At 47.2% G+C, this 25545-nt stretch carries 26 protein-coding genes; 22 read left to right on the top strand and 4 right to left on the bottom strand.

Annotated elements, in window-relative coordinates; all coding sequences use genetic code 11:
• Positions 1 to 305: 305 nt before the first annotated feature.
• Positions 306 to 914 carry an amino acid ABC transporter substrate-binding protein gene (locus B3850_RS02330; protein WP_273268717.1) on the top strand — a complete coding sequence of 203 codons (609 nt, stop codon included), beginning with the start codon at positions 306 to 308 and terminating at the stop codon, positions 912 to 914.
• Positions 915 to 917: 3 nt separating this feature from the next.
• Here B3850_RS02330 and glsA read toward each other — a convergent pair whose 3' ends face one another.
• From glsA to uvrA, 3 genes are read right to left on the bottom strand one after another with little or no spacing between them, the layout of a single operon-like run.
• Positions 918 to 1874, bottom strand: a complete 957-nt coding sequence (gene glsA, locus B3850_RS02325; protein ID WP_053953111.1) for a glutaminase A — start codon at positions 1872 to 1874, stop codon at positions 918 to 920.
• Positions 1864 to 2271: an acyl-CoA thioesterase gene (locus B3850_RS02320; RefSeq protein ID WP_286875415.1), complete on the bottom strand. Its 408-nt coding sequence runs from the start codon at positions 2269 to 2271 to the stop codon at positions 1864 to 1866. The genes glsA and B3850_RS02320 overlap by 11 nt, the downstream gene beginning before the upstream one ends.
• Before the next feature lie 11 nt (positions 2272 to 2282).
• Positions 2283 to 5102 (bottom strand): excinuclease ABC subunit UvrA, encoded by a 2820-nt coding sequence (gene uvrA / locus B3850_RS02315; RefSeq protein WP_286911319.1) that lies wholly within the window; start codon positions 5100 to 5102, stop codon positions 2283 to 2285.
• 131 nt (positions 5103 to 5233) lie between these two features.
• On the opposite strand from uvrA, the gene B3850_RS02310 reads away from it, so the two are divergent.
• The 3 genes from B3850_RS02310 (at position 5234) to B3850_RS02300 (ending at position 9267) form a co-directional block, all read left to right on the top strand.
• Complete coding sequence (locus B3850_RS02310; protein WP_286875411.1) at positions 5234 to 6613, top strand: MFS transporter; 1380 nt, start codon at positions 5234 to 5236, stop codon at positions 6611 to 6613.
• A 1-nt stretch (position 6614) separates the two neighbouring features.
• Positions 6615 to 7157 carry a single-stranded DNA-binding protein gene (ssb, locus tag B3850_RS02305; protein ID WP_286875409.1) on the top strand — a complete coding sequence of 181 codons (543 nt, stop codon included), beginning with the start codon at positions 6615 to 6617 and terminating at the stop codon, positions 7155 to 7157.
• 121 nt (positions 7158 to 7278) lie between these two features.
• Entirely contained in the window at positions 7279 to 9267 is a 1989-nt protein-coding gene (locus B3850_RS02300; RefSeq protein WP_286911318.1) for a GGDEF domain-containing protein, read from the top strand.
• A gap of 4 nt (positions 9268 to 9271) precedes the next feature.
• On the opposite strand, the gene B3850_RS02295 is transcribed toward B3850_RS02300, so the two are convergent.
• Positions 9272 to 10498, bottom strand: coding sequence for an adenosine deaminase family protein (locus B3850_RS02295; protein WP_286911317.1), 1227 nt, complete (start codon positions 10496 to 10498; stop codon positions 9272 to 9274).
• A gap of 100 nt (positions 10499 to 10598) precedes the next feature.
• Between B3850_RS02295 and B3850_RS02290 the strand changes: the two genes are divergently transcribed.
• From B3850_RS02290 to B3850_RS02205, 18 genes are all read left to right on the top strand, one after another.
• On the top strand, positions 10599 to 11180 hold the full coding sequence (locus B3850_RS02290; RefSeq protein ID WP_058576752.1) for a thymidine kinase: 582 nt from the start codon (positions 10599 to 10601) through the stop codon (positions 11178 to 11180).
• A 55-nt stretch (positions 11181 to 11235) separates the two neighbouring features.
• Positions 11236 to 12270: a dihydroorotase gene (pyrC, locus tag B3850_RS02285; RefSeq protein ID WP_286875401.1), complete on the top strand. Its 1035-nt coding sequence runs from the start codon at positions 11236 to 11238 to the stop codon at positions 12268 to 12270.
• A gap of 242 nt (positions 12271 to 12512) precedes the next feature.
• A complete protein-coding gene (locus B3850_RS02280; RefSeq protein ID WP_286875400.1) occupies positions 12513 to 13310 on the top strand; it encodes a Type II secretory pathway component in 798 nt (265 codons plus the stop codon).
• A complete protein-coding gene (locus B3850_RS02275; protein WP_286875398.1) occupies positions 13307 to 13909 on the top strand; it encodes a PilN domain-containing protein in 603 nt (200 codons plus the stop codon). Before B3850_RS02280 ends, B3850_RS02275 begins: the two co-directional genes overlap by 4 nt.
• Positions 13906 to 14538 carry a Type II secretory pathway component gene (locus B3850_RS02270; protein ID WP_286875396.1) on the top strand — a complete coding sequence of 211 codons (633 nt, stop codon included), beginning with the start codon at positions 13906 to 13908 and terminating at the stop codon, positions 14536 to 14538. The genes B3850_RS02275 and B3850_RS02270 overlap by 4 nt, the downstream gene beginning before the upstream one ends.
• Positions 14531 to 14866, top strand: a complete 336-nt coding sequence (locus B3850_RS02265; protein WP_286875394.1) for a hypothetical protein — start codon at positions 14531 to 14533, stop codon at positions 14864 to 14866. The genes B3850_RS02270 and B3850_RS02265 overlap by 8 nt, the downstream gene beginning before the upstream one ends.
• On the top strand, positions 14863 to 16536 hold the full coding sequence (mshL, locus tag B3850_RS02260) for a pilus (MSHA type) biogenesis protein MshL (protein WP_286875393.1): 1674 nt from the start codon (positions 14863 to 14865) through the stop codon (positions 16534 to 16536). Before B3850_RS02265 ends, mshL begins: the two co-directional genes overlap by 4 nt.
• A 5-nt stretch (positions 16537 to 16541) precedes the next feature.
• Complete coding sequence (locus B3850_RS02255; protein ID WP_286911316.1) at positions 16542 to 17453, top strand: ExeA family protein; 912 nt, start codon at positions 16542 to 16544, stop codon at positions 17451 to 17453.
• A complete protein-coding gene (locus tag B3850_RS02250) occupies positions 17450 to 18583 on the top strand; it encodes a tetratricopeptide repeat protein (protein ID WP_286875389.1) in 1134 nt (377 codons plus the stop codon). Before B3850_RS02255 ends, B3850_RS02250 begins: the two co-directional genes overlap by 4 nt.
• Positions 18580 to 20295 carry a GspE/PulE family protein gene (locus B3850_RS02245; RefSeq protein WP_286875387.1) on the top strand — a complete coding sequence of 572 codons (1716 nt, stop codon included), beginning with the start codon at positions 18580 to 18582 and terminating at the stop codon, positions 20293 to 20295. Before B3850_RS02250 ends, B3850_RS02245 begins: the two co-directional genes overlap by 4 nt.
• Positions 20295 to 21536: a type II secretion system F family protein gene (locus tag B3850_RS02240; protein WP_286875386.1), complete on the top strand. Its 1242-nt coding sequence runs from the start codon at positions 20295 to 20297 to the stop codon at positions 21534 to 21536. The genes B3850_RS02245 and B3850_RS02240 overlap by 1 nt, the downstream gene beginning before the upstream one ends.
• Before the next feature lie 2 nt (positions 21537 to 21538).
• Entirely contained in the window at positions 21539 to 21997 is a 459-nt protein-coding gene (locus B3850_RS02235) for a Type II secretory pathway component (RefSeq protein ID WP_286875385.1), read from the top strand.
• Positions 21998 to 22042: 45 nt separating this feature from the next.
• On the top strand, positions 22043 to 22657 hold the full coding sequence (locus B3850_RS02230) for a prepilin-type N-terminal cleavage/methylation domain-containing protein (protein ID WP_286911315.1): 615 nt from the start codon (positions 22043 to 22045) through the stop codon (positions 22655 to 22657).
• A 30-nt stretch (positions 22658 to 22687) separates the two neighbouring features.
• Positions 22688 to 23206 (top strand): prepilin-type N-terminal cleavage/methylation domain-containing protein, encoded by a 519-nt coding sequence (locus B3850_RS02225; RefSeq protein ID WP_286875383.1) that lies wholly within the window; start codon positions 22688 to 22690, stop codon positions 23204 to 23206.
• Between the two features lie 117 nt (positions 23207 to 23323).
• Entirely contained in the window at positions 23324 to 23839 is a 516-nt protein-coding gene (locus B3850_RS02220; RefSeq protein ID WP_286875381.1) for a prepilin-type N-terminal cleavage/methylation domain-containing protein, read from the top strand.
• Complete coding sequence (locus B3850_RS02215) at positions 23829 to 24347, top strand: type IV pilus modification PilV family protein (protein WP_286911314.1); 519 nt, start codon at positions 23829 to 23831, stop codon at positions 24345 to 24347. The genes B3850_RS02220 and B3850_RS02215 overlap by 11 nt, the downstream gene beginning before the upstream one ends.
• Positions 24347 to 25108 (top strand): PilW family protein, encoded by a 762-nt coding sequence (locus B3850_RS02210; RefSeq protein ID WP_286875423.1) that lies wholly within the window; start codon positions 24347 to 24349, stop codon positions 25106 to 25108. Before B3850_RS02215 ends, B3850_RS02210 begins: the two co-directional genes overlap by 1 nt.
• A complete protein-coding gene (locus B3850_RS02205) occupies positions 25098 to 25544 on the top strand; it encodes a Type II secretory pathway component (protein WP_286875378.1) in 447 nt (148 codons plus the stop codon). Before B3850_RS02210 ends, B3850_RS02205 begins: the two co-directional genes overlap by 11 nt.
• The last annotated feature ends 1 nt before the right edge of the window (position 25545 follow it).

Here is a 25545-nt window from a genome sequence, read left to right as displayed (position 1 = left end):
GACGCCTCACCCTACTCGATATGGGGACGGCTCGCCTATCTACCCCTTTACAGTTCTTGACATTTAAACCGCAAAAGTGAAAGATGAAATGTCGTGATCTTCATCAATAACAACTAAGTGTAGGGCTTTTGAGTCGTTTTTTACTGCTTTTCGCAGCATTACTCTGTAGTTTTCCTATAGCAGCACAGACAAAGGTCTATGTTGCCGCTTACGACTACCCGCCTTATTTTTCTGATGTTCTGGAAACCGACTTAACCCGCGAGCTAATTAACCGCCTTAACTATCACCAGAGCAATTACGAATTTGTGATTGAAGTGATACCACCTTCTGCGCGTTATGAAGCGCTAAGTAAGGGCGGTTGTTGCGATGTTATGTTTTTCGAGTCACCGAGTTGGGGCTGGCAAGGCCGAGAAATAGAAGTTGACGCAACTTTCCCTTTAGTGAGAGGGAAAGAGCGGCTAGTTACAGCGCAAAAAGAGGGGCGTTCACAAGAATTTTTTAATAACTTTAAGGGTAAAAGCCTTGCCGGGGTAAAAGGTTATCACTATCTTATAGCCGGAGAACTCAAAGCCTCTAATGAGCTAAAAGATGATTATACTGTTTATCTAGCGGACTCAAGAATAACAAATATTCGAATGGTTCTAGGTGGACGGGTTGACTTAACAACGGTCAATGATGAGTTGCTTGCTGCTTTGGAAGGTTCACGTCAAATCAATATTGATAACTTATTACTTTCGGAAAAATCAGACTTCACGTATGAACTGCATTTATTGGTCGGTAACACCGGGAAAATTGAAGCCTCAACCTTACAGAGGCTTTTAAGTGAGTTAGGCAGAAAAGGGGAAATTGACCGGCTTTTTCGACGTTTCAATATGGAACGCTTTCAATTATATCGACCGTCCACAATTCGCTAAAGCTTAATAAACGCTTAAACCCAGTTTATTCGCAACTTCTCGCACCATAAACATACCGCGAGCGCTGTTGCCAAACTCGTTTAAGCGCGGACTCCAGGCTGAAATAACCCCAAAGTCAGGCACAATAGCGACTATACCACCGCCAACACCACTTTTCGCTGGCACGCCAACAGTAAATGCAAACTCACCACTTTGATCGTACATACCGCTGGTGGAAAGTAAGGCATTAATGCGTTGAGAATCACGCTTGGACATAATTTCTTTTTTAGAAAACGGGCAAACGCCGTCATTTGCTAAAAAAGTAAATGATCGCGCCAAATTTTCACACGACATTGACAGCGCACATTGCCAGAAGTAGTGATCGAGCAGCTCGTCGACATCTGAGTCGATATTGCCAAAGCTTTTCATCAGATGGGCTAAAGCGGCATTCCGGTGCCCGTGGTCTTTCTCTGATTCATGTACTTCATGGTCAGCATAGACTTCTTCGTTACCACAAAGACTGCGTACAAAGCTTAGAACCGCATTTTTACTGGCCGAGTAATGGCTAACAAGGACATCGCTGACCAAAATAGCACCGGCATTAATCATTGGGTTACGAGGTATGCCTTTTTCCCACTCAAGCTGAACAATCGAATTAAATGCCTGACCTGATGGTTCCATCTTGACTCGTTCCCATAACTCATCGCCAAGCCTTTCCATAGCCAGAATAAGCCCGAAGATTTTTGAAATGGATTGAATAGAAAACTGTGTCTGAGTGTCACCAAAGGTAAATGTCTCACCATCTAAGGTTGCGACGGTTAAAGCGCACTGCTCAGGGTCAACCGCGGCAAGGGCGGGTATGTAATCCGCCACCTTGCCGGTATTTATAGTCATTGCTTGCTCATGAATGTCTCGCAGCAGGCGGGTTAAGTCGTCAGGCGCATGTATGTGCTGCCCGCCGCTGACTATATCACGCGTCAAGAGGGTGCTCCGGATGCGTTATTGTAGCCAGTCTGTCCCTTATATCCTGAGGTAGCTTCACTGAACACTCCTTCTGATAATCGAAATAAACCAACACAGACTTACCTTTAGCGCACAGTTTGTCTTTTTGCCAAACTTCGGTGGTAATATCAAACGAACTGCCGCCCATTCTGGTGACATAAGTATTTACTGTAACTGGGCTACCAAAGTAAATTGGCAACAAATAATCCACTTCCAATCGCGCTACAATTAAACTTTGAGTTTCTGGCGACATTTCCCCGAAAAACTCGAATATCGGCAGCCGGCCGGTTTCAATCCAGCCGGGTATGACCGTGTTATTCACATGGCCTAGCGCATCGGTTTCATAAAATCGAACTTTAAAGTCTTCCGTTAACATACTGCTTCCTTTTAGTTTAGCATCGGCTTTAGAAAACGTGCCGTATGCGATTGTTTATTCTCACAAATAGCTTCTGGCGTGCCTTCGCAGAGTATTTCACCACCACCTGAGCCACCTTCGGGACCAAGATCAATAATCCAGTCGGCGGTCTTAATAACATCTAAGTTATGCTCAATAACAACAACGGTATTGCCATGGTCGCGTAAGCGATGAATCACGGCTAATAACTGTTTAATATCGTGGAAATGCAGACCGGTCGTTGGCTCATCCAGAATATACAATGTTTTACCAGTGTCTCGCTTGGACAGCTCACGCGACAGTTTGACGCGTTGCGCTTCACCGCCGGAGAGCGTCGTTGCCGACTGGCCTAAGCGTACGTAAGACAAACCAACATCCATGAGTGTTTGTAGTTTACGTGCTATTGCCGGAATTGGGTCGAAGAACTCACGAGCGTCTTCTATGGTCATTTCCAGCACTTCATGAATGTTTTTGCCTTTGTACTGAATTTCCAGCGTTTCACGGTTGTAGCGTTTGCCTTTACAAATATCGCAAGGTACGTAGACATCCGGCAAGAAGTGCATTTCAACTTTAATGACACCATCGCCTTGGCATGCCTCACAACGACCACCGCGGACGTTAAAGCTAAAACGGCCTGGTTTGTAGCCACGAGCCCGCGCTTCAGGAACACCAGCGAAAAGCTCGCGAATAGGCGTGAATATGCCGGTATAAGTTGCCGGGTTAGAGCGTGGTGTCCGACCAATCGGGCTTTGATCGATATCGACAACCTTATCTAAATACTGGAAGCCATCGACACTTTCATAAGGTGATGGAACATCGGCTGTTGCGCCGTTAAGCTCTCTGTGGGCTATTTTAAACAGCGTGTCATTAACCAGAGTCGACTTACCCGAGCCTGATACCCCAGTAACGCAGGTCATGATGCCCAGCGGCAGCTTCATGGTGACATCTTTGAGGTTATTACCACTGGCACCCTTTATAACGAGCTGGCGTTTGTCTGGTTTATGACGTTCAGAAGGCACATCTATAACCTTCCGGCCTGATAGGTAATCGCCTGTTAGTGAATCCTTACTAGAAAGGATATCATCAACAGTACCTTGAGCGATAATCTCACCACCATGAACGCCGGCGCCCGGACCTATATCAATGACATGATCAGATTGACGAATTGCATCTTCATCGTGTTCTACGACAATAACCGTGTTACCTAAGTCCCGCAGGTGCGTCAGGGTGTTTAACAAGCGCTCATTGTCGCGCTGATGCAAACCAATACTGGGCTCATCAAGAACATACATAACACCGACTAAGCCGGCACCAATTTGGCTGGCCAGACGAATACGCTGAGCTTCGCCACCAGATAAGGTTTCCGCACTGCGTGACAAGCTCAGGTAATTAAGGCCTACGTTCACCAAAAAGCGCAGTCGGTCGTTAATTTCTTTAAGGATTTTCTCGGCTATTTGAGCACGCTGACCTTCCAAGTCTAACTGCTGGAAGAAGGTCATAGCGTCACCAATGGACTGCTCGACAACTTCTGGTAAAGTTACATTGTTAATAAATACGTGGCGGGCCTCGGTGCGCAGGCGTGTGCCATGACAACTTTTACAAGGCTGTGTCGCAACGTACTTCGACAACTCTTCGCGAACCGCTTGAGACTCAGTTTCGCGATAGCGGCGCTGCATGTTTGGAATAATACCTTCGAAGGCGTGCTCGCGGACGACTTTATCGCCGCGGTCATTCATATAGGTAAATTTTATCTCTTCTTTACCGCTGCCGAATAGAATGATATTCCGAATATCTTCCGGTAAGTCTTTAAATGGCTCAGACAGCTTAAATCCATAATGCTTAGCCAGTGACTGCAGCATTTGGTAGTAATAAAAGTTACGTTTGTCCCAGCCACGAATAGCACCACCGGTTAAGGAAATCTCGTCGTTAACAATGACCTTTTTCGGGTCAAAAAACTGCTCAACGCCTAAACCGTCACAAGTGGAACAAGCCCCCGCTGGGTTATTGAATGAGAACAGGCGAGGTTCCAGCTCCTGCATACTGTATCCGCAATGCGGACAGGCGAAGTTTGCTGAGAACACTAAGGTGTCTCCGTCGCCTTCCATAGGGGCAACCAGCGCAGTACCACCACTTAACTCTAAAGCGGTTTCAAAAGATTCGGCTAAGCGTTGCTCTAAACCTTCGCGAACTTTAAAACGGTCTACAACCACTTCAATGGTGTGCTTTTTCTGCAGCTCTAACGGCGGCGGATCACTTAAGTCGCAAATTTCACCGTCAATACGTGCGCGAATAAAGCCCTGTAACGCAAGGTTTTCTAAGACCTTTAAATGCTCGCCCTTGCGGTTTTGAATAATGGGCGCTAATAACATGCGCTTCTCGCCTTCTGGCGCATCAAGCACTTTGTCGACCATTTGCGAGACCGTTTGTGCAGCCAGTGCCACGTCATGCGTTGGACAGCGAGGCTCACCTACGCGTGCGTACATTAAGCGCAAATAGTCATAAATTTCAGTAATAGTACCCACAGTTGAACGGGGGTTATGCGACGTCGACTTTTGCTCGATGGAAATAGCAGGAGACAGACCTTCAATGCTGTCTACATCGGGTTTTTCCATTAGCGATAAGAACTGACGAGCGTAAGCTGATAGTGACTCAACGTAACGGCGCTGACCTTCTGCATAGAGTGTATCAAACGCTAACGACGACTTACCGGAGCCCGATAAGCCGGTGATGACAATAAGCTTGTCACGGGGTATCGTCAGATTGAAATTTTTCAGGTTGTGCGTTCGCGCACCGCGTACTTCAATGTTTTCCATAATTCCCGTCTGTTTTTCAGCAAATCTTCAACTTGTAGGAAGTCGACGACAAAACGCTATTATCGCACAGTGTGTGCCTTCTGGTACAATATACGCATGATTCATTCTGATACTAGCGCAAACGCAGTAACATGACGCAACACTCGTTAAATAAGACCGAACGTAAAGCCGCATTCTCACTGGCGTCCGTATTTGGTATACGGATGTTAGGGCTGTTTTTGATCATGCCGGTATTGGCGGTTTACGCACAAGCCTATCCGGATTATTCACCATTGCTGGTTGGTATTGCATTAGGTGCTTATGGTCTGACCCAAGCGCTGCTGCAAATTCCATTAGGTATGGCGTCCGACCGTATCGGCCGAAAGCCCATTATTATTGGCGGTTTAGTGGTGTTCGTGCTGGGTAGTATTGTTGCAGCATTAGCCGATAGCCTGGTAATGGTGAGTGTCGGTCGAGCGCTGCAGGGTGTTGGTGCGATAGCCGCTGCTATTTTGGCATTAGCGGCAGACTTATCGCGTGACGAACAACGACCGAAAGTCATGGCCATTATTGGTATGTGTATTGGTTTGGCGTTTGCCGTCTCGTTGGTTGTCGGACCGCTACTCGGCGGTGTTATTGGTTTGTCAGGGCTTTTCTGGTTTACCGCTGCAACCGGAGTGTTGGGTATTGTTGTGCTGGTTATGAGTGTGCCTAAAGTGGTAACAACCTCAGCGAGACGGGAGTCTCTGCCGGTGGCTTCCGAGCTGAAAAAGCTCTTAAAGCATAAACAGCTTTGGTGTCTGAACACGGGTATTTTTGTTCTGCACGCTATTTTAACAGCTTGGTTTGTGACTATTCCCACACAACTGCAAAGCGCAGGGTTTGAGAGTCAAACACACGCTTGGTTTTATTTACCAACGCTTGCTGCATCGGTTGTATTAATGGTGCCTATGATTATTCGAAGCGCCCGAAATAATAGCTCAGTACAGTGGTTACGAGCATCTATCGCTATACTCATTATTTCGCTGGCGACGGTTTTTTACGCCGGTGAGTCAGCCGTTTGGTTGGTCGCAGCGCTAGTCGTATTTTTTACAGGCTTTAATTTTATTGAAGCCAGCTTACCGTCATTGTTAACCCGCATAGCTCCCGCTGGTAGCAAGGGTAGCGCCAGTGGCATTTATTCAACCAGCCAGTTTTTAGGGGCGTTTGTTGGTGGTGTTGCAGGCGGTTGGGTCTTACAAAACTATCAGACATCGGGCATTGTGGTATTCTGTTTGATCTTGCTACTATGTTGGTTTGTTATCAGCTTCCTGATGAAGAACCCGGAAAGCGTCACCAGCTTGTCGGTAGCAACCCCAAACTTGACGAAAGACAAAGCGATACGTTTAAGTGAGCAGTTACTAACCATTACTGGTGTAAAAGAAGCACGCTGGGTCGAAGACGATCAGGCAACTTATTTAAAAGTCGATAAAAAAGCGTACGATGAAAAAGCAGTGAATGAACTGCTTAGTGCATTAAGAACAGGAGAGTGAAATGGCCAGCCGCGGTGTGAATAAAGTGATTTTGATTGGTAATCTGGGTGCAGATCCCGAAGTGCGTTATACCCAGAACAGCACGGCGATAGCCAATTTATCGATTGCGACCAGTGAAACCTGGAAAGACAAGCAAACCGGGGAGCCACGCGAGCAAACTGAATGGCACCGTTGTGTGGCGTATCGCCGTTTGGCAGAAATTGCTGGTGAGTACCTTAAGAAAGGTTCTAAAGTTTATGTTGAAGGGCGCTTGCAGACACGCAAGTGGACTGGACAGGACAATGTAGAGCGTTACACGACTGAAATCGTTATAAACGAAATGCAGATGCTTGACTCACGCGGAGGTCCTCAAGGTGGCCCTCAGGGCGGACCTGCTCAAGGTCAGGGTTATGGCGGTGGTCAACAAGGTAACTATGGCGGCCAACAGCAACAACAACGTCCGGTACCACAGCCGTCTCAACAGAGTCAGCAGCCGCAACAGAAACCGGCTGAGCCGGCACCGTTCTCACCGGACACCGACTTTGACGATGACATTCCCTTTTAACGGGAAACAAAAATTAATAGGTAGACATCTAATAAAGAAAGGCTCCTTGTGGAGCCCTTTTTGTTAAGGGGTTATCACGCTTTCCTTGTCAGCGCGTTGTTTTCCCTCTAAATTTGTCAGTATGAAACTGACAATACAACTTCTGCTTACCTTAGTTATATCACTCGCATTGACGACTGTCGTCATTGCTGAAGATGATGCCATTTCTATAGAAGAGCTGGAAAAACTGCCGCCATTTCCTCCAAAGTTCGACACGCTGAGTTACCTAGAAAGGGTCAACTGGCTGAACGAGCGAATTAATGAAGATATTAGTGATGCAGAAGAATATCGACTGCAACGAGAACTCGCCTATCAGTACTATTTTAATGGTGAGTCTAAGCTAACCAATGCAATTTGTGGAGTGCACTCACCTCAGAGTTTCGATCTTTACTATCGTCATTTGTGTGTATCTGCGGATGACTTGAATTACGAGCAAAGGGTTGAAGCCTATTTAACTTTACATGAGAACGCGATGGAACAGGGCGCTGTTCAATTTGCGGTCGAAATACTCTCTGAGTTGGGTTGGCTTCAATCAAGTAAGGGGAATATTAGACAAGCATTTCAAACCTTTGAGCGGGCGTTAGAGTTGGGAGAAGACCAACGAGTTACCTGGCCTGTTTTAAACATGGTGATGCAAAATACGGCGACGCTCTACGTTATGTATGGTGATGCAGAATACCGACAAAAAGGACTGAAGTTATATAAAGAGGTTTTAGAGCGTACGAAAGAATTAAGAGATGACAACCAGCTTTCGCCAGAGCAAGCACAATACGCCATTGACTTAATTCACTTTAACCTGGGCGTTGCTAATACATTACATGAGCGAGACTATGAAACGGCTCTCGATTGGTTTGGAAAAGTAAACCTGCAGCAAGCGGAACAAGCTAAGTCGACTCTTGTTTTTTCAGCGTTGGCGGCCGTTGAATTAGGAAAGTTGGAGCTTGCAGAAAATTACCTCGATCAGTCGTCTCAATTAGCAGACCCGAATCCAGTGGTTGGGCGTTACCTTGCTTGCTATCAGCAGCTGGTCAGCCTCCAGTTGAATAATCAAGACGATATACCCGCTTGTCTGAACTTGCACCCCGATACTCAGTTAGAGGTAAAACTCGACGTTTATAAGCGCATGTCTGAACTGGAACAGGCAGACTTGCGCGCCAAGGGACAAGAGTACTTCTATGAATTGTACAAAAGCACACTGCAAAATCAGTTAAAGCAAAGCAATAGCGCTATGGCGTCGAGTGCAGAGCTCAGTCGCTTGCAGCTCGAGTCGAAACTACAAAAGGAGCTATTGGAAAAAGAAGAGCTCTTAAAAGATGCAGAGCGCGAACGACGTGAGACCCAGTCGAATCTTATGTATGCCATTATCGCTATTTTTATACTAGTGGTGGTTTTCGGTTTATTGCAGATACGGCAGAAGCTGCGCCAGGCCAAACGGTTTAAAGCGCTCAGCCAGAGGGACTCTCTTACTGGACTACATAATCGGCTTTATTTCGAAGGTCGTATACAGCGCGAGCTAGACGCTGTTAACTTAGCGAATCGCGAAGAAGACAATAAGCTTCTGGCCGTGTATCTGTTCGATATTGATTACTTCAAAAAGCTGAATGACTCTTATGGTCATGACATTGGCGATGAGGTGTTAAAAGAATTTGCCCGCCGCGTCACGTACGCACTAAGAGAGCAGGATATGCTTGTACGCTGGGGTGGAGAAGAGTTCCTTGTGGTTGCAAAAGTCAATGACGAGGATGACTTTCACAATATTGCTCAGCGCATTCACAAGGCAGTTACGCAAAAGCCGTTTATTCTGCCAAATGGTTTAGAGTTACCTGTTACTTGTACGGTCGGTGGGGTCATTTGTCCGTACTTGACCGATATTGACCAGGTACCGCATTGGCGAACTCTAGTGCAATTGGCAGATACAGCTATGTACTATGGCAAATCACAAGGTCGTAATCGGTGGGTTTGCATAAATGAAATACCCACGAAAGAGGTGGAAGAAAAGGTGCTTAACGAAGGCTTCAAAAGCCTTGATAAGCACCAGGGTGTGAAACTGAAAACATCAAACGACCAGTAACTCGTTAATCGTTTAAACCAAACTGCTCGACCACTTTGTCAAAATACGCCAGGTTCTGCTTGGCGTATTCACGCTTCTCAACATAACGGCCTGGGAAAAAGTTCTTTTTAAAGCCGTAAGCGACAATATCCTTTAAGCGTTTCAACGAAATATCAAAGTTATCCAGCGCCAGTTGATACTCGTTAGTCACTGTTGTGCGTGAGACCAGCCGATTGTCTGTACAAATAATGGTGGCTAAGCGATTATCCAGCATGTGCTTGAAGTTGTGGTTTTTAATATCGCCAATCGCTGGGTTTGTCTGCAGGTTACTGGTCAGGCAAACCTCAACTGCAATGCGTCGGTCAGCAATATAAGAAGCCAGACTCTCGCCATAGGCTTTTGGGTCTTCAATGGATGGGTCTTCCGTCATTTCTGGCGAGAACAACGAATACCCGTGACCTAATCGGTCAGCATGACACTTGGTTAAGGCTTCAAAAATACTCTCGGCGCCGTAAGCTTCACCCGCGTGCACAGTTTTCAGTAGAAAGTTTTCGTGAGCGTATTCGTACACTTCTTTAAATTCGCCCGCCGGATAGCCAATTTCCTGACCGGCAATGTCCAGTCCGACTATCGGCATACCTTCTTCGTCACGCATACGAACGCTGGCGCGCACTAAATCCATAGCCGCCGTCTTAATGACCTGCATTGGTTCGAAGTCGCGCATTAACTGGAAGATTTGTGTGTAATAGGGTGAAAACCCTTTTTTGCCGAACATGCGCATCGCACAGTTAATAATGCCGTAATCGAACGGAGGTTTATCACCATTTTTGACGTCCGGGCGGTTGTTGTATTCCTTCTTTGCCCGCGATAAACCGTCATTAACCACATGCATAATAGTGTCGAAGGTAACGCCCTTACTGGGATCCATCAGCAACTGCGGCGCAAACCGAACCTCTATGTAATTAACGCCTTCTTCTTGGTTATCAACCGCTAACTCGTAAGAGGCTAGCTCCAAATTTTCAAGGTCGCGTAGTACGGCACAGGTGTACTGAAAGCCATTGAGGTATTCGCCCAAATTGTTGTAGTGCGACTTAAAGACTTTTTCGAACAGACCTTCTTCGGTGTAGCTAGGGAGTTCAATGTCGGCACGTTTGGCCATATCTATCAGGCTATTGGCGCGTAAGCTACCGTCTAAATGCAAGTGTAAGTCGGCCTTTGGAATCGCTTTAATAAATTCGGGGGAATAGTGCATTGCGAGAACTCCTGAATTGCGTTGCTTTGTCCCATTTTGGCATAAAATCGTGGTAATCTCTGCATCAATTGCTACTGCTTTAAAAATAACAAGAACAGAAATGGCTTCACTTTATTTCACCTATTCCGCTATGAATGCGGGCAAAAGCACATCCTTACTGCAGGTTGCGCATAATTACGAAGAGCGTGAGCAGCATGTGTTGCTAATGACGCCGGCAGTCGATGATCGCGCGGGGCATGGCAAAATCGCATCGCGCTTAGGTATCGACCGCAAAGCACTGTCTTTTACGCACAAGTGCGATTTAACCGAACTTGTTCGTCAGGAGCATAAGCGTAAAGCTATCGATTGCGTCTTGATTGACGAAGCCCAGTTTTTAACCGAGCAACAAGTTTGGCAATTGACGACTCTGACTGATACCGACGACATCCCAGTTATGTGTTATGGCATCCGTACCGATGCCTTTGGCAGCGCATTTCCGGGCAGTGCTGTGTTGTTGGCCGTTGCCGACAAGCTTGTGGAGATGAAAACCATTTGCCATTGTGGGCGCAAAGCCACGATGTCGTTGCGCGTCGACGAACAGGGAAATGCAGTGCGCATGGGGCAGCAAATAGCCATAGGCGGTAACGACCGCTATGTGTCTTGTTGCCGAAAACATTGGAAAGAGGCTATGCAGCTGCGCTAACAAGCGACTGAATAATACGCTACAATAGGACATCATTTTTCAGTGGCGTATGACTATGCAAACTTTCACAATTCCAACCCCCGATGACTGGCACTTGCACCTACGTGACGAGGCGATGTTAGCAACGACCGTACCGGCTTCTGCGGCGGTATTTAACCGCGCGGTTATTATGCCGAACTTGGTTCCGCCGGTTACTACCGTCGAAGCGGCTATGGCGTACCGGCAGCGCATTTTAGAGCAGCTACCTGAAACCTACCGCTTTCAGCCGATGATGGCGCTATACCTTACCGCCGACACTACACCTGAACTGGTTGCCGAAGCAGCTGCCAACGAGCATATCATTGGCTTTAAACTGTATCCGTCCGGGGCAACAACAAACTCCGCGGCCGGGGTTAAGTCGGTTGACGCGCTGGCGCCAGTGTTAGAAGCCATGCAGCAACACGAGGTGCCGCTGTTGGTGCACGGAGAGGTAACAGACGCTGACGTGGATATTTTCGATCGCGAGAAAGTCTTTATTGACCGCCATTTACGTCCTATTACGGAAAAGTTCCCGACCTTGCGCTTAGTACTCGAGCACATAACAACGGCAGACGCTGTTGCCTTTGTTGAAGAGTCTTCTGAGTATGTGGCTGCGACAATGACACCACAGCACTTGCTGATGAACCGCAACGACTTATTGGTTGGAGGTGTGCGCCCTCACAATTATTGCCTGCCCATTTTAAAACGTCGCTCTCATCAAATGGAGCTGCAAAGAGCCGCCCTGTCGGGTAACCCGAAGTTCTTTTTAGGAACCGACTCTGCGCCACATACTCAAGACAAAAAAGAAACAGCATGTGGCTGCGCTGGCTGTTATTCGGCCCCGGCGGCTATTGAACTCTACGCTGAGTTTTTCGATGCACATGGTGCGCTGGATAAACTGGCCGATTTCGCCAGTGCTTTTGGTGCAGACTTTTATCGTATGCCAAGAAATACCAGCGAATTGACTCTTGTGAAAGAGCCTTGGCAGGTGCCAGCAACGGTAGATACTGCAAACGGACCTATGGTGCCGTATTGGTCGGGTGAATCACTTAACTGGAAGGTTCAGCGCTAAGAGTGAAAGAGCCCATAGAAATATGGGTTATGATATTAGTTATATTTGAGTGTTTAAAGTGCATTTTATAATGTGCTTTGCAAAGATTCTGATAAGATGCTTGCAAAATAATAAAAAGGTGTTGCCGGGTGTTTGGATTTAAGCAACAGAAAAAAAATGTTCATCACATTTGCTTCCAAATTACGCAAAAAAGTGTGCGCTTATTAGTCGCAAAGAGTTACGCTGGAAAGTGTGAACTCATTGTGAACGATCAAGAAGACGCGCAGCCCGGCAACCTCATTGAAAAAGCCGCTCATATTCTAAAAAAATACAAACGGCTGTCATTGAAAGATGCCTCCGTGACACTGGTATTGGGAACTGACTGTTATGAATCTGTGCTAGTTGACCGCCCCATGGTCGACCAGGAAGAAATTGCAGAGAGCCTGAAATATAGTTTAGATGATCTCGTGTCTTTATCAGCAGACGATATTATCGCGGACTACTACGAGTTTCCGGAACAACCAACGGGACAGGATAAAGTCGTGGCGGTGGCGGCGAGTAAGCAGTTGCTCAAACCATGGGTCGACTTTTTGGAAGACAACGACTTGTCATTGGCGGCTATTACTGTATCTGAGCTGACATTACCGAGCCTGATTAAGCCGACCTCTTATCCTGAAATGGTTATTTACCAAACTCAGGAAAAGCAGTATTTGGCTCAAATTTACACCTCGAAAGGACTGCTGTTTACCCGTATTTTGCGCGGCGTTGCCGCAATAGATAGGTACACCGAAGAAGAAATAGAAGCAGGCGCGCTGGAGCCATTAGCGACGGAGTTACAGCGGTCAGTCGACTACTTTGAAAGTCATTTACGACAAGCGCCAATAAAACATATCCATATTGCTATTGAGCACGTAAAACAAGATGTCGTAGCAAAGAGTTTGGCGCAAATGCTGGCCGTAGAGTGCAGTGTTTATCATTACCCGCAGTGGTCACAAGAATTAATAGAGGGTGACTTTACTGACTTGCCCGGTTTAGCTGTGTTTGAGGAGTTACCGCAATGAAGCAAAGCGTTAACTTATATCGTGGTGACTTAGTCCCCGTTAATCAACGCCTAACTTTGGGTAAGTTAGCTCTAGGTCTAGTGGTTATTGCTGCAGTAACTCTTGTCTTAGCAACTATTGCGGGATGGCAACAAAGCCAGGCTCAAGCAAAGAATGAAGAGCTGACAGAGCAATTAAACGCCGCGAATAACCAATTAACGTCGTTGCGTGACCGTTTAAGTAACCGTAAACAAAGCCCCGATTTGGTTGCTAAGAAAACGGAATTACAAACCTATATTCAAGATGCAAGAACGTTTCGACAAAGTATTAGTGACTTTGAAACGTCGGCTTCGTCTGCGGTAGCTTCTTTATTGAAAGAGTTGGCCGACATCACACCACAGGGGATTTGGCTGGAAAACTTCGGGCTTAATGGCGAAAAGATTTACTTGCAAGGTTACGCAACGGATACAGAAAAGCTAGTGTTGTGGATGGATAAATTTGAACAGTCTGAGCTATTGGCCAGTAAACGTTTTGCGGTTGTTGAACTGTCACGTAGTGAAGAAGGCTATCAGTCTTTTCAGTTACGCACAGAAAGGCTTGAGGAAACTTCAGAAGAATGAGTCGTTGGCAGCAGTTTGAAGATAATTTCGGAGCGCTTCCGGCGCGACAACGGGTGATGATAGCTATTGCGGCGGTCCTGATTATTGTGCTGCCAATGCTAAGCTATGTGGTTATGCCTGACTTAGAGAATGCGTCGACACTAAACTCTGATAATCAGCGTTTAACTCGACAAATTGAGCAGGTCAATGCTGCTGTAGAAGAGCTGAAAGCGGAGTTCGATAAAGATATCAACGAACCGCTGCGCCAGGAAATAAAACAGCTCCGTGTGTCCGCTAATGACGCACAACAGTCCATTGAGCGTAGCGAAGCATTGCAAGAAGTTGCACAGAGAAAGGCGTTTTTAAATACAGTTTTAAATACGTCAAAATCTCTGAAAATGCAGAGTTTAACAGCCAAAGAGCCACGTAAAATATTTGAAACGGGCAGTATTGCTTTATATGAACATGCTGTTGAAGCGACTTTCGCAGGTACGTACTTTGAAACTCTGGCGTTTGTCAGAGAGCTGCAAAATAAGCACCCCAATGTTATTTGGGCGCACTTTGATTATCAGGTGCAAAGCTATCCGCAGGGACAAGTGACTCTGGAGTGGCATTTGCTCAGTACTGATAAGGAGTTTATCAGTGGTTAGGTGGTTATGCGTTATTTTAACATTGACTGTGGGCGCCGTTGCTAGTGCGTTTGCTCAGCAGAACGATCCAACACGACCTCCCGTGGATGCGGTAACGCCTGTGTCATCGGCTGAAGCTGCGGATATTCAGTTGTCGCAGATAATTTACTCGGACTTGAAGAAGCTGGCGTTAATAAATGATAAACGCGTAAAAGAAGGCGATAGAGTGGGTGGTTTTACGGTGTCAGAAATTTTGCCGAATAAAGTTTATTTAGACCGAAGTGGTGAGCGTATTACTTTAAGTGTTTTTCAGCCGCTAACGGAATTGAAGTCGGGAGCTGAACAATGAGAATACTATTACTGGTGCTTAGTGTTGCCTTCACTGGGTGCGCGTATCAACCAGGTTATACTCCGAATAAAGAAAAAGAAGCAATGACCCCCGACAGTCAAGCTGATGCAGGGGCGCCGGCGCGTCAGGAAGGCATGCCAGCGGCGGTCAGTGAGTACTTACGTCAAGACGTTAGTGCGCAGGAGCAGCAGGGTATTGAGCTTCTTGAAGAAGACCGTTTCGTTCTGCAGGCGGAGGACATTGATGCGAAACAATTCTTCTATGGCTTGGCCGCTGATACGCCGTATAACATGCTGGTGCATCCGGACGTTTCAGGCTCTATTTCACTGAGTCTTAAAGACGTGACACTCAATGAAACCTTGAGTGCGGTTCAGGACATTTATGGTTTTGAGATTCGCCGTCAGGGCAGAACCATTCAGATTTACCCGGCGGGTGTTCGCACTAAAACATTCTCGCTCGATTACTTGTCGTTAAAACGCTTTGGCATGTCGCAAACGGAAATATCCGGCGGTGGCGTGAGCGAAGAGCGCGATAATAACCGCTTTGGGGGAAACAACCGCAATAACTCAAGTGCCGTAAACTCTAATGGAACGCCACTATTCGGTGACGAGAACGGTAATTACAATCGTACAAGTCAGCAGCTTCAAGGCAACGGCTCCAGCATCAACACTCAGTCTGAAACAGACTTGTGGGGCGATCTAAAAGAAGTGATTGAGGGCATTATTGGTGGCGGCAATGTCGTTTTGTCACCGCAGGCGGGTATTGTCAGTGTTACGGCTTCACCAGATAAGTTACGAGCGGTGGGTGATTTTATTGACACTCTTGAAAGTCGTTTGCAACGTCAGGTGATACTGGAAGCCCGGATCATAGAGGTGACCCTAAATGACGGTTACCAACAGGGCATTAATTGGAGTGACTTGGCATCGGGTAATGCCGGTTTTGATGTCGAGTTTAACGGCGTTACGCCAAGTAATGCGACCTCCGCAGCTATCGGTGGTTTGTTTGGTCTTAGCTATAATGATGAAGCGAATGGCTTTAACGGCATGATAGAAATGCTGCAAACCCAAGGCACCGTGCAGGTTCTGTCTAACCCTCGTGTTAGTGCCTCAAATAACCAAAAAGCCGTTATCAAAATTGGCGAAGATGAATACTACGTAACGAACGTCGACTCTACGACAAATCTTGCCGGTGGCAGTGGCGCCGCTGTATCCAACTCCAATGTCGACTTAACGCCGTTCTTCTCCGGTATATCGTTAGATGTTACCCCGCAAATTAGCGACGACGGTGAGGTCATCCTTCACGTACACCCGTCAGTTGTTGAAACAGAAGAGCAACAAAAAGTCATTACCTTAACCGATGGTGAGCTCGTATTGCCGCTGGCGCGCAGCAATATCCGAGAATCAGACACTATTGTTAAAGCGCGCAATGGTGAAATTGTTGTACTGGGCGGCCTAATGCAAACCGTGAATTCGGAAGAAGTGGGTAAAGTGCCACTTCTGGGTGATATTCCACTTCTAGGTGAGCTTTTTACGAACCGTCGTAATCGTCAGGAGAAAAAGGAGTTGGTGATCCTGTTGAAGCCAACCGTGGTTGGAGTTGATACCTGGCGCGATGAGCTTAAACGCTCTCGTGAGCTGTTGAATGAATGGTTCCCGGATATTGAGCAATAGCGAGTATGTACCTGTACCACTACGGCTTACGCGAACTGCCTTTTACCATAACGCCGAACACGCAGTTCTACTACGACCTTAAAAGCCATCATGAGGCTTTTGAGGTGGTGTTGACTGCGCTGAAAACGGGTGAGGGTTTTATCAAAATCACCGGCGAAGTGGGTACCGGAAAGACCTTATTATGTCGGCGCTTGCTCAATGAAATGCCCGACTTTTTCAAAGCGGCCTATGTACCAGACTCCTACCTGGACCCGGCCGAACTCAGACTGGCGATTGCACAAGAGCTTGATGTTGACACCGAGAAACTCGGCAATCAGCAACAACTTGCCAGAGCCCTTCAGCAACGACTTTTAGACATCAGCAAAAGTGATCAGTCGGTCGTTATTATTATCGATGAAGCGCAAGCGTTGCCTGAAGAGAGTCTTGAAGCGTTGCGGCTGCTCTCTAATTTAGAAACAGAACGCCGCAAGTTAGTGCATATCGTGTTGCTTGGTCAACCAGAGCTTGACGAGCGGCTGTCACAAAAAGCGTTTCGGCAGCTACGCCAACGCATCAGTTTTTCTCACAAATTAACGGCAATGAACGCAGAAGAAACGGCGGATTATATAGCGCATCGAATGCAGGTTGCCGGCTACAAAGGTACGCCTATTTTTAATTGGAAATTAATTAAACACATTCATCGGTGCAGTCGCGGCGTACCACGGTTAGTGAATATGTTGTGCCATAAAATGATGTTGCTTGCTTACGGTGAAGGGCGTCATAAATTGACAAGTCGCGACCTTAGGTTCGCGGTGAAAGATACCGAAGATACTCGGCTGGAGTCAGGGCGTTGGCTGCCGTTAACCATTGGTATCGCCGCAATGTGTTTGTTAATAGCGGCTATGGGCTATTGGCAAATAGCGGAGGGCGGACTATGAGCTTGATTAATAAAGTCCTGAAAGACCTCGACAAGCGCGGTCAGGAGCCCTTTGACCGAGAAGCCGGCGGTAGCGCTGTCGAGCGCTCAGAGCCTCGCATGAAACTTCCTTGGGTAGTACTGGCTCTGGCGGTGGTTGGTATCTCTGCAGGTATTGTACTTTGGCCGGCAAACGACAGCCAAACGATGACGGTGTATGAAGCGGAACAATCACCGCAGCCTGAGAAAGTTCAACAGAAGCCGGCGCAGACAGAAAGTTCGCGGGCTGAAGTCAGGTCTAATGATGGCGAGCTTAATAGTAATCTTGATGAGCCTGAAATCGCTAGTACCGATAAGCGAGCGACAGTCAGGCAATTAGAAGCACGCACAGACAATAAGCTCAGCGAGTCTCAGGAACCAGAGCTTAAGCAAACTGAACAATTAGCCGAAGCGCAATCAGAAAAGCCGCCGGAACAGGTACCGGAAAGAACACAGGAAAGAGCAGAAGAAAAGAGTACAGAGAATGACTCGGTCTTTGTAAAAAAATCAGTTGAGCTGACGCCTGAACAAATTGCACAACAGAACATTGAAAAAGCGGAGAAGGCTCAGCAACAGGGGCGCTTAACTCAGGCCGAAGAATACTGGCGACAGGCGTTAGCCGTCACCCCTGATAATAAACGAGTGCGTAAGCAGTTGGCTGCCTTGCAATATGGTCGCAACAAAGTAACGGATGCGTTGGCGACATTAGAGGTGGGCTTTCAGAGAGACCGGACGGACACCGACTTTCGGATGTTGAGTGCGCGTATTCTAGAGCGAGAAGCAAGACCCGGTGCGGCATTAAATGTGTTGTTAAAAAACTGGCCCAGCGCCCAGGATAAGCCTGGATACTCACACAAAGTGGCGCTGCTGGCGCAAGACACTGGTCACTATGAAGTGGCGGAAACCGCCTATACACGACTGGCTCAGGCGCAACCTAATGAGGGACGCTGGTTTGTGGGTAAGGCGATCGCTCAGGAAAATCAAGGAAGTGCGGCAGCCTTAACCAGCTATCAACAGGCGCTAGAGCGAGTCACGCACGAGCCAACCCGGCAATTTATCGAACAAAAAATCGCTACTTTGTCAGTACAAGCAAATTCAGCAGGTAAGCCATGAAACGTCCTCGCCTCAAAATGCGGTTGGGTGATTTGTTGGTTCATGAGCAAATCATCAGCGAAAAAGAGCTGGATACAGCGCTAGAGAAACAACGCGAAACCGGGCGTAAGCTTGGTGCGACGCTTATTGACCTTGGCTATATTACTGAGCATCAACTGCTGGAGTTTTTATCACAGCAACTCAAGTTACCGCTGTTAAGCATCTCCGAGCGGCGAATACCGCCTGAAGTTTTTAAACTGTTGCCGGAAGTCCAGGCCCGGCGTCATCGCGCATTAGTCATTGAAGCGGATGACAACGAAGCGTTAGTCGGCATGAGTGACCCTGCCGATTTGTCTTCTATTGATGCAATAAACCAACTACTGGCGCCGCGACAGGTCGAGTTAGCGGTGGTTCCAGAGGGCGAGTTGTTAAGTGCGTTTGATAATCTCTACCGCCGCACGAAAGAAATAGAAACCTTCGCCAGCCAGCTGCAGAACGAGTACGAAGAAACCTCAGAGTTTGAACTCGGTCAACTGAGTCTGGACGAAGAGGGCGATGAAGCCACCGTTGCCAAGTTGCTGCAGTCGGTTTTTGAAGACGCGGTTCAGGTTCGTGCATCGGATATTCATATAGAACCCGATGAAAACAAACTGCGTATCCGCCAGCGTATTGACGGCGTGCTGCAGGAAAACGTACTGGATGAAACGAATATAGCCAATGCGTTGGTGTTACGCTTGAAGCTAATGGCGGGGCTGGATATTTCTGAACGTCGCTTGCCTCAGGACGGTCGCTTCAACATGAAAATTCGCAAGCACAATATTGATGTGCGTGTGTCGACCATGCCGACTCAATATGGCGAGTCATGCGTCATGCGTTTGTTGGATCAGTCCGCGGGATTGTTGTCGTTGGCGCAAACGGGTATGCCCGACAATATTCTGAAGCGGGTCCGCTCCCTTATCAAGCGACCACACGGCATGCTGTTGGTAACCGGTCCAACGGGCTCCGGTAAGACCACAACGCTTTATGGCGCGCTGAGTGAATTGAATACCGAAGCCAAGAAAGTCATTACCGTGGAAGACCCGGTCGAATATCGCTTACCACGCATTTCTCAGGTTCAGGTCAATAATAAAATAGGCCTCGATTTTGCCCGAGTGCTACGAACCACTTTGCGTCAGGATCCCGACATCATCATGGTGGGTGAGATGCGTGACCATGAAACCGTAGAAATAGGGCTGAGAGGCTCTATTACCGGTCACTTGGTGTTGTCGACACTGCACACCAATGACGCGATAACCAGTGCAATGCGCTTAATTGATATGGGCGCCCCTTCTTATTTGGTAGCGGCGGCACTGCGCGGAATACTAGCGCAACGTTTGGTTCGCAGGGTGTGCGAAAAGTGCACCCAAAACTATCAGCCGGATGAAGCCGAGCAGCAGTGGCTGGAGCATTTACTAGAAGGCAGCAGCGAGTTTGAGTTTAAACATGGCATTGGCTGTCAGAACTGTAACCACACCGGATATCACGGACGTATCGGTGTGTTTGAACTTCTGGAAATGAACGGCGAAATGATGGATGCCCTTCGAGACAACGACACCCGAGCTTTTGCACATGCCGCAAAAAGACACCCGGGGTATCAGTCGATGGCGTCTGTTGCCCTGGAATATGCGCGTCAGGGCGTGACCACTGTCGAAGAAGTTTTATTCCTGGCGGAAAGTGTTGAGGACAATATCTGATGCAATTTCGTTACCGCGCCCGTGACAAGCAAGGTCAGTTACAGACTGGCGCCGTGGAAGCTGGTGATGAACGCAGTGCGGCTGATGCTTTATTGAAGCGTGGCTTAACACCAGTTGCACTAGAGAGAGGAGCGGCGACGAGTGCAGCGCTTCCGGGCTGGGATGCGCTAAAAGCGAAGGTTGCTGATGGTTTACAGCCCAAAGTTTCTCTAGACGAGTTGATTATATTCTGCCGACAAATGTATTCGCTGACGCAGGCGGGTATTCCCATGCTTCGCGCTATCGAAGGGCTGGGCGATACAACGCAGAACAAGCGTTTGCGAAAAGCGTTAAAAGATATTCACGAGCAGCTCGAGCGTGGCCGGAATTTGTCAGCGGCCATGGCTAAGCATAAAGGCATTTTTCCCCGACTGATTATTGCCATTGTTCATGTGGGTGAAAATACCGGGCAACTGGAAGAATCGTTTCAGCAGTTAGCGGTTTATTTGGAAAATGAGCAAGATACCCGTAAGCGTATAAAAGCAGCGACACGATACCCGAGCTTCGTCATGATAGCCTTAGTCGTTGCGATGTTTGTACTGAATATATTTGTGATTCCCACGTTCGCTTCCATGTTTGAGCGTTTTAACGTGGAGCTGCCATGGGCGACAAGAGCATTGTTGGGTTCATCACAGTTTTTTGTTGCTTACTGGCCGCTGTTATTGGCGCTTATGATGGGCGCTTTCTTTGGTATTAGATACTACAAAGAGACTCCACCGGGGCGACTGATGTGGGACACCTTGAAGCTGAAAGTTCCCGTTATTGGCTCTATATTACGTCGCGCAATGTTGGGGCGTTTTGCGCGAAGCTTTTCTGTAATGCTGGGAGCCGGCGTTCCGCTAACACAGGCGTTGTCGCTGGTGGCGGAAGCCGTGGATAATGCCTGGATGGAAAACCGAGTCATTGAAATGCGTCGTGGTATTGAGCGAGGTGAGAACTTATCTCGTGTAGCAAAGCAGTCAAACTTGTTCACACCGTTGATTCTTCAGATGATTTCGGTCGGTGAAGAAACCGGGCGTGTGGATACCTTGCTACTGGAAGTAGCCGAGTATTATGAGCGCGAAACAGACTATGATCTGAAGACCTTAACAGCGCGTATTGAGCCGCTGATGATTGCTGTTGTGGCGGTTATGGTGCTCATACTGGCATTAGGTATTTTCACGCCAATGTGGGACATGATGAGTGCCTACCAGGGGCGTTAGTAATGACGGAAAACGACATTCAAGAACGCAAAGGCATTCGGCGATTGCAAAATGTGCTCGTCGTAGCGGTATTTTTGCTGTTGTCAGCAGTAGCCGTAAGAATGTTGCTTATTGATGAGCCGCAGCACTGGCGGGAAACAGAGAAAGACGTTGCATTGTCGACGTTTTCAGAAGCGGTGAGCTTAGTTCGGGTAGAGTGGTTGAGGCAGGGAAAACCCGGCGTTGTTGCGTTATTTGAGCGTGCTGATTCACCGGCAGGTTTTATTAAGGTGAATGAAAAAGGATGGCCGTCGGCTGATAATGACTGTTTGGTTTTGTGGCGTAAGTTAGGTGGCGAAATACCGACTAGCGCGCTGAGTGCACGAAAAGACGAAAATCGCTGTTACTTTGCCATTAATGAGAAACCATGGTTTTGGTTTGATACAGATCAAGGTCGGATACAGCGGGAAAAACGCCGGTAGGCATTGTTGATAACTTGTTATAAAATGGATTTGTAGAGGCTAATTATGAGTGGGAACATGGGCAACAGACAAAAGAAACAACAGGGCTTCACCATTATTGAACTGATAATCGTGGTGGTGATTCTCGGCCTATTGGCTGCAGCGGCTATTCCGCGATTCACTGACGTTTCTTCTGACGCCGAAGATGCGGCGCTTGAAGGCGTTGCCGGTGGTTTTGCTAGCGCTGTTGGTATTGTTCGTGGCGAGTGGGAGCTGAGCGGACGTCCTAAAGGGGCGGCGTCTACCGGCGCTGGCGCTGAAGTGTCTATGGACCAGGTATTGCTTTATGTCGATGGCAACACCGGCTATCCAGTGAGTGGCGATAATAACGCTGCTCATGATGAAAATATTCAGGCAGCTGACTGTGCAAGCATCATGCAATCGATATTGCAGGGCGCACCGACAGTGTCAGAAGACTTTGCTAACCTGGAAGAAACACGTTACTTCACCTATGTAACGCAAGACTCCACAACGGGCAATGATATGTGTGTTTACTACTTGGCGAACACCATAAAAAATGAAACGAATGCGCCATCTGGTGATGATTATCTGACACTGGGCAACGCTTTCGTTTATAATCCACGTAATGGCGGCGTGAGTATTCACAGCAATAACCAATAATTTTTTAAATCACAACTGAGAGTTTCAATTATGCGTAATCAAAAAGGTTTTACTCTGATCGAACTGATCATTGTCATTGTAGTTTTGGGGATTTTGGCAGTAACCGCCGCACCTCAGTTTATTAATTTTTCGAGTGACGCTCGTGCTTCTACGGTTAAAGGGTTGAAAGGTGCACTTCAAGGCGCTTCGCAAACTATTTATGCCCGTGCAGCTATTGATAATGAATTAGGTAGTACAGGAAGTGTTAACGGTGTAGATACGGTCTATGGATATCCGGCAGCGAGTGGTAACGGTATTGTAGAAGCGGCACAACTCGAAGCTTATGATATGACTGGCTCAGCTACTGATGGTGCGGATTGGGCATATATTGTTGGCAGCACTAACAGCGTTCCTAGAGTTTTTATAGCTCCTGCAGACTTTGTAGCTGGCCTGGACAGCACTCTGACCAATGGTGGAGATTTAGTGGCTGAGGGATGCTACGTATCATATTTGGAAGCTGCTGAGGAAGATGGCAAGCCAGAATATGAGAGCGCAACTTCAGGTTGTTAATTTGCTAAGTACTTAACTCTCAGGGGCAAGCAACTTTTTGCCCCTGGGTCTACAGCTTCCTTTACAAATTTTTTCTTGTATCTGCTTAGTGCGAAATATTAATTACAAAGGCCAACTATGAAGTCCCAAGGCTTCACCCTCATTGAACTCATTATCATACTGGTTATTATCGGTATCCTAGCCGTATCTGCCAGCCCCATTTTTATTAGTGATTCCGGTGCGAAAAGCCAAACCACACGTCTACAGGCGATGAGTATTTTGCGGGCCGTTCAACAGCAGGCGATGCAAGATACAGCAAATACATATGAAGTTATGGTAGCTGAGAGTATCTTTGGGGTGCCTCCTTACAATGAAGATAACAATCGGCAAATAAGCGGTGTCGAAGATATTCGTTTTTTACTGTTTCACACGGATAATGAAGGCGTAACTAGAAATATTTTAGTTGAACAAGGTGTGTTTTCAGCGTCCATAGAGATAGATGCTTTAGGTCGACCGGTGGTGTTTGCTGTTAAAGAAGAGGAAAGGTCTAGGGTTGGTGATTGTGATCGTGGTTGTATATTAACTATTACTCACAGCTCAGGCGTTAGCCGCACCATCAGCATTAATAAAGAGGGCTTTATTGATGCGCAATAAGCAAGAGCAAGGCTTCACCCTCATTGAGCTTATTGCCGGTATAGTGGTTATTGCTATTGTGACCTTGGTTGTTACAACGGGGCTCGGTCAATTGTTTCGGCAAAGTGTTGACCCCTGGCAACAGGTGAGAGCGACTGAAGTTGGTCAAAGTTTGATGAATGAAATAATGGCGCGCCGTTTCGACGAAAACTCCAATGTTGGAAACCAGTATGTCCGTTGCTCTGAAGGCTCGGGTAGTTGCACAACACCAGCGCCATGTCCCAGTGATGGAAGCACACCTAACGCGGAGGAAGGTCAACGAAAACAGTTCGATGATGTCGACGACTACAATGGTTTGAAGCTTAACGGAGCCCAGCTCAGTGGCTCATCACCTAACCGTTATAACGGTTTTGAGGCCCTGGTTTGTGTTGCTGAAAAAGAAGCGAATAAATTGAAAAGAATTACCGTCACCGTAACGACACCGCAAGACGAAAGTATTGAATTCAGCTCCGTTAAGGGGAACTGGTGATGAATCCGCAACGAGGCTTCACTTTAATAGAGCTCGTCATCGTCATTGTTTTGCTGGCGATAGTTGCTGGTTTTAGCTTTCAATTTGTGGGTATTGGCGCACAAATGTTCAGTACGGGTTCGGAACGTTTACAAACTATCGAGAAAAGCCGCTTTGCTATAGAGAGACTGACCCGGGAAATTAGAGGTGCCGTTCCCAATAGTGTGCGTGTAAGTAGCAGTGGGCAGTGTGTCGAGCTCGTTCCTACTTTAGCAGCCGGAACCTATTATAGCGCACCTATTAAGCCGACTAATCAGGATAGTAAAATGAGTTTTGTAACATTTGGCGATTGGGAGCTTGATGGCGAGAAGCAAGAAAGAGTTTTCATTTATGCAACCTTATCTCAATTTATCTATTCTACTCCTGGACGCTATGCTGATCTCCAGGCAAAAGAAGCAGTAACAAACATTGAATATGAGCTAACGTTTAATACGGATTTTCAATTTAAAAAAGAGTCACCTTTAAAGCGAGCTTATATTGCCAGTGAACCGGTAAGGTTTTGCTTAGTAGGTGGTGAATTAATTCGCGAAGAACTCAAGTGGAATGGGGACACAATAAATTCCGCTTTGATAGCGACAGGGGTGAGCTCTGACAACCCCTTTGACGTAGCCGCTAATAATCAGCAAAGTAATAATATAGTTACCATACAGCTTCAGTTCGGTGAAAACGCTGAAGAGCAAGTTTTCTACTATCGCGAGGTGCACATTCCCAATGCGCCATAACAACCCTTTCAACCCTATAAATAGACAACGAGGCAACACCCTGGTTATAGCGGTGTTTGTGATTGTTGTGCTCGGAGGTCTGGTTGCAGCACTGGCCAGTTTGCTGAGAACCTCTTCTGAGAGCGTAGTCATCGAAGTGCTCGGTGCGCGCAGTTATTTAGCTGCGCAGTCCGGTTTGGAACAAGCGATGATGACGGTTTATCCTTTAGATACTGCTCCAGATACTAGCTGCGATGTTGATGGCACAGAATATAGCTTTGCAGGGAATCAGGGCCTGGAACAGTGTAGCGCCACTATTAGTTGTGACAATGAGAATTATACTGACCAATCTAATACTATATACACCCATCTTGTTGTCACCGCAGATGGTATTTGCACAGCAGGTTCACAACAAGCGTCACGTCAATTGCAAATTGAGACGAGGATTGAGAATTAAA

Source organism: Idiomarina sp. UBA4520, from assembly GCF_002388365.1.
GTDB classification, from domain to species: Bacteria; Pseudomonadota; Gammaproteobacteria; order Enterobacterales; family Alteromonadaceae; genus Idiomarina; species Idiomarina zobellii.
Note: the sequence above shows the minus strand (reverse complement) of the source record. Positions and strands in the feature narration are given on the sequence as shown.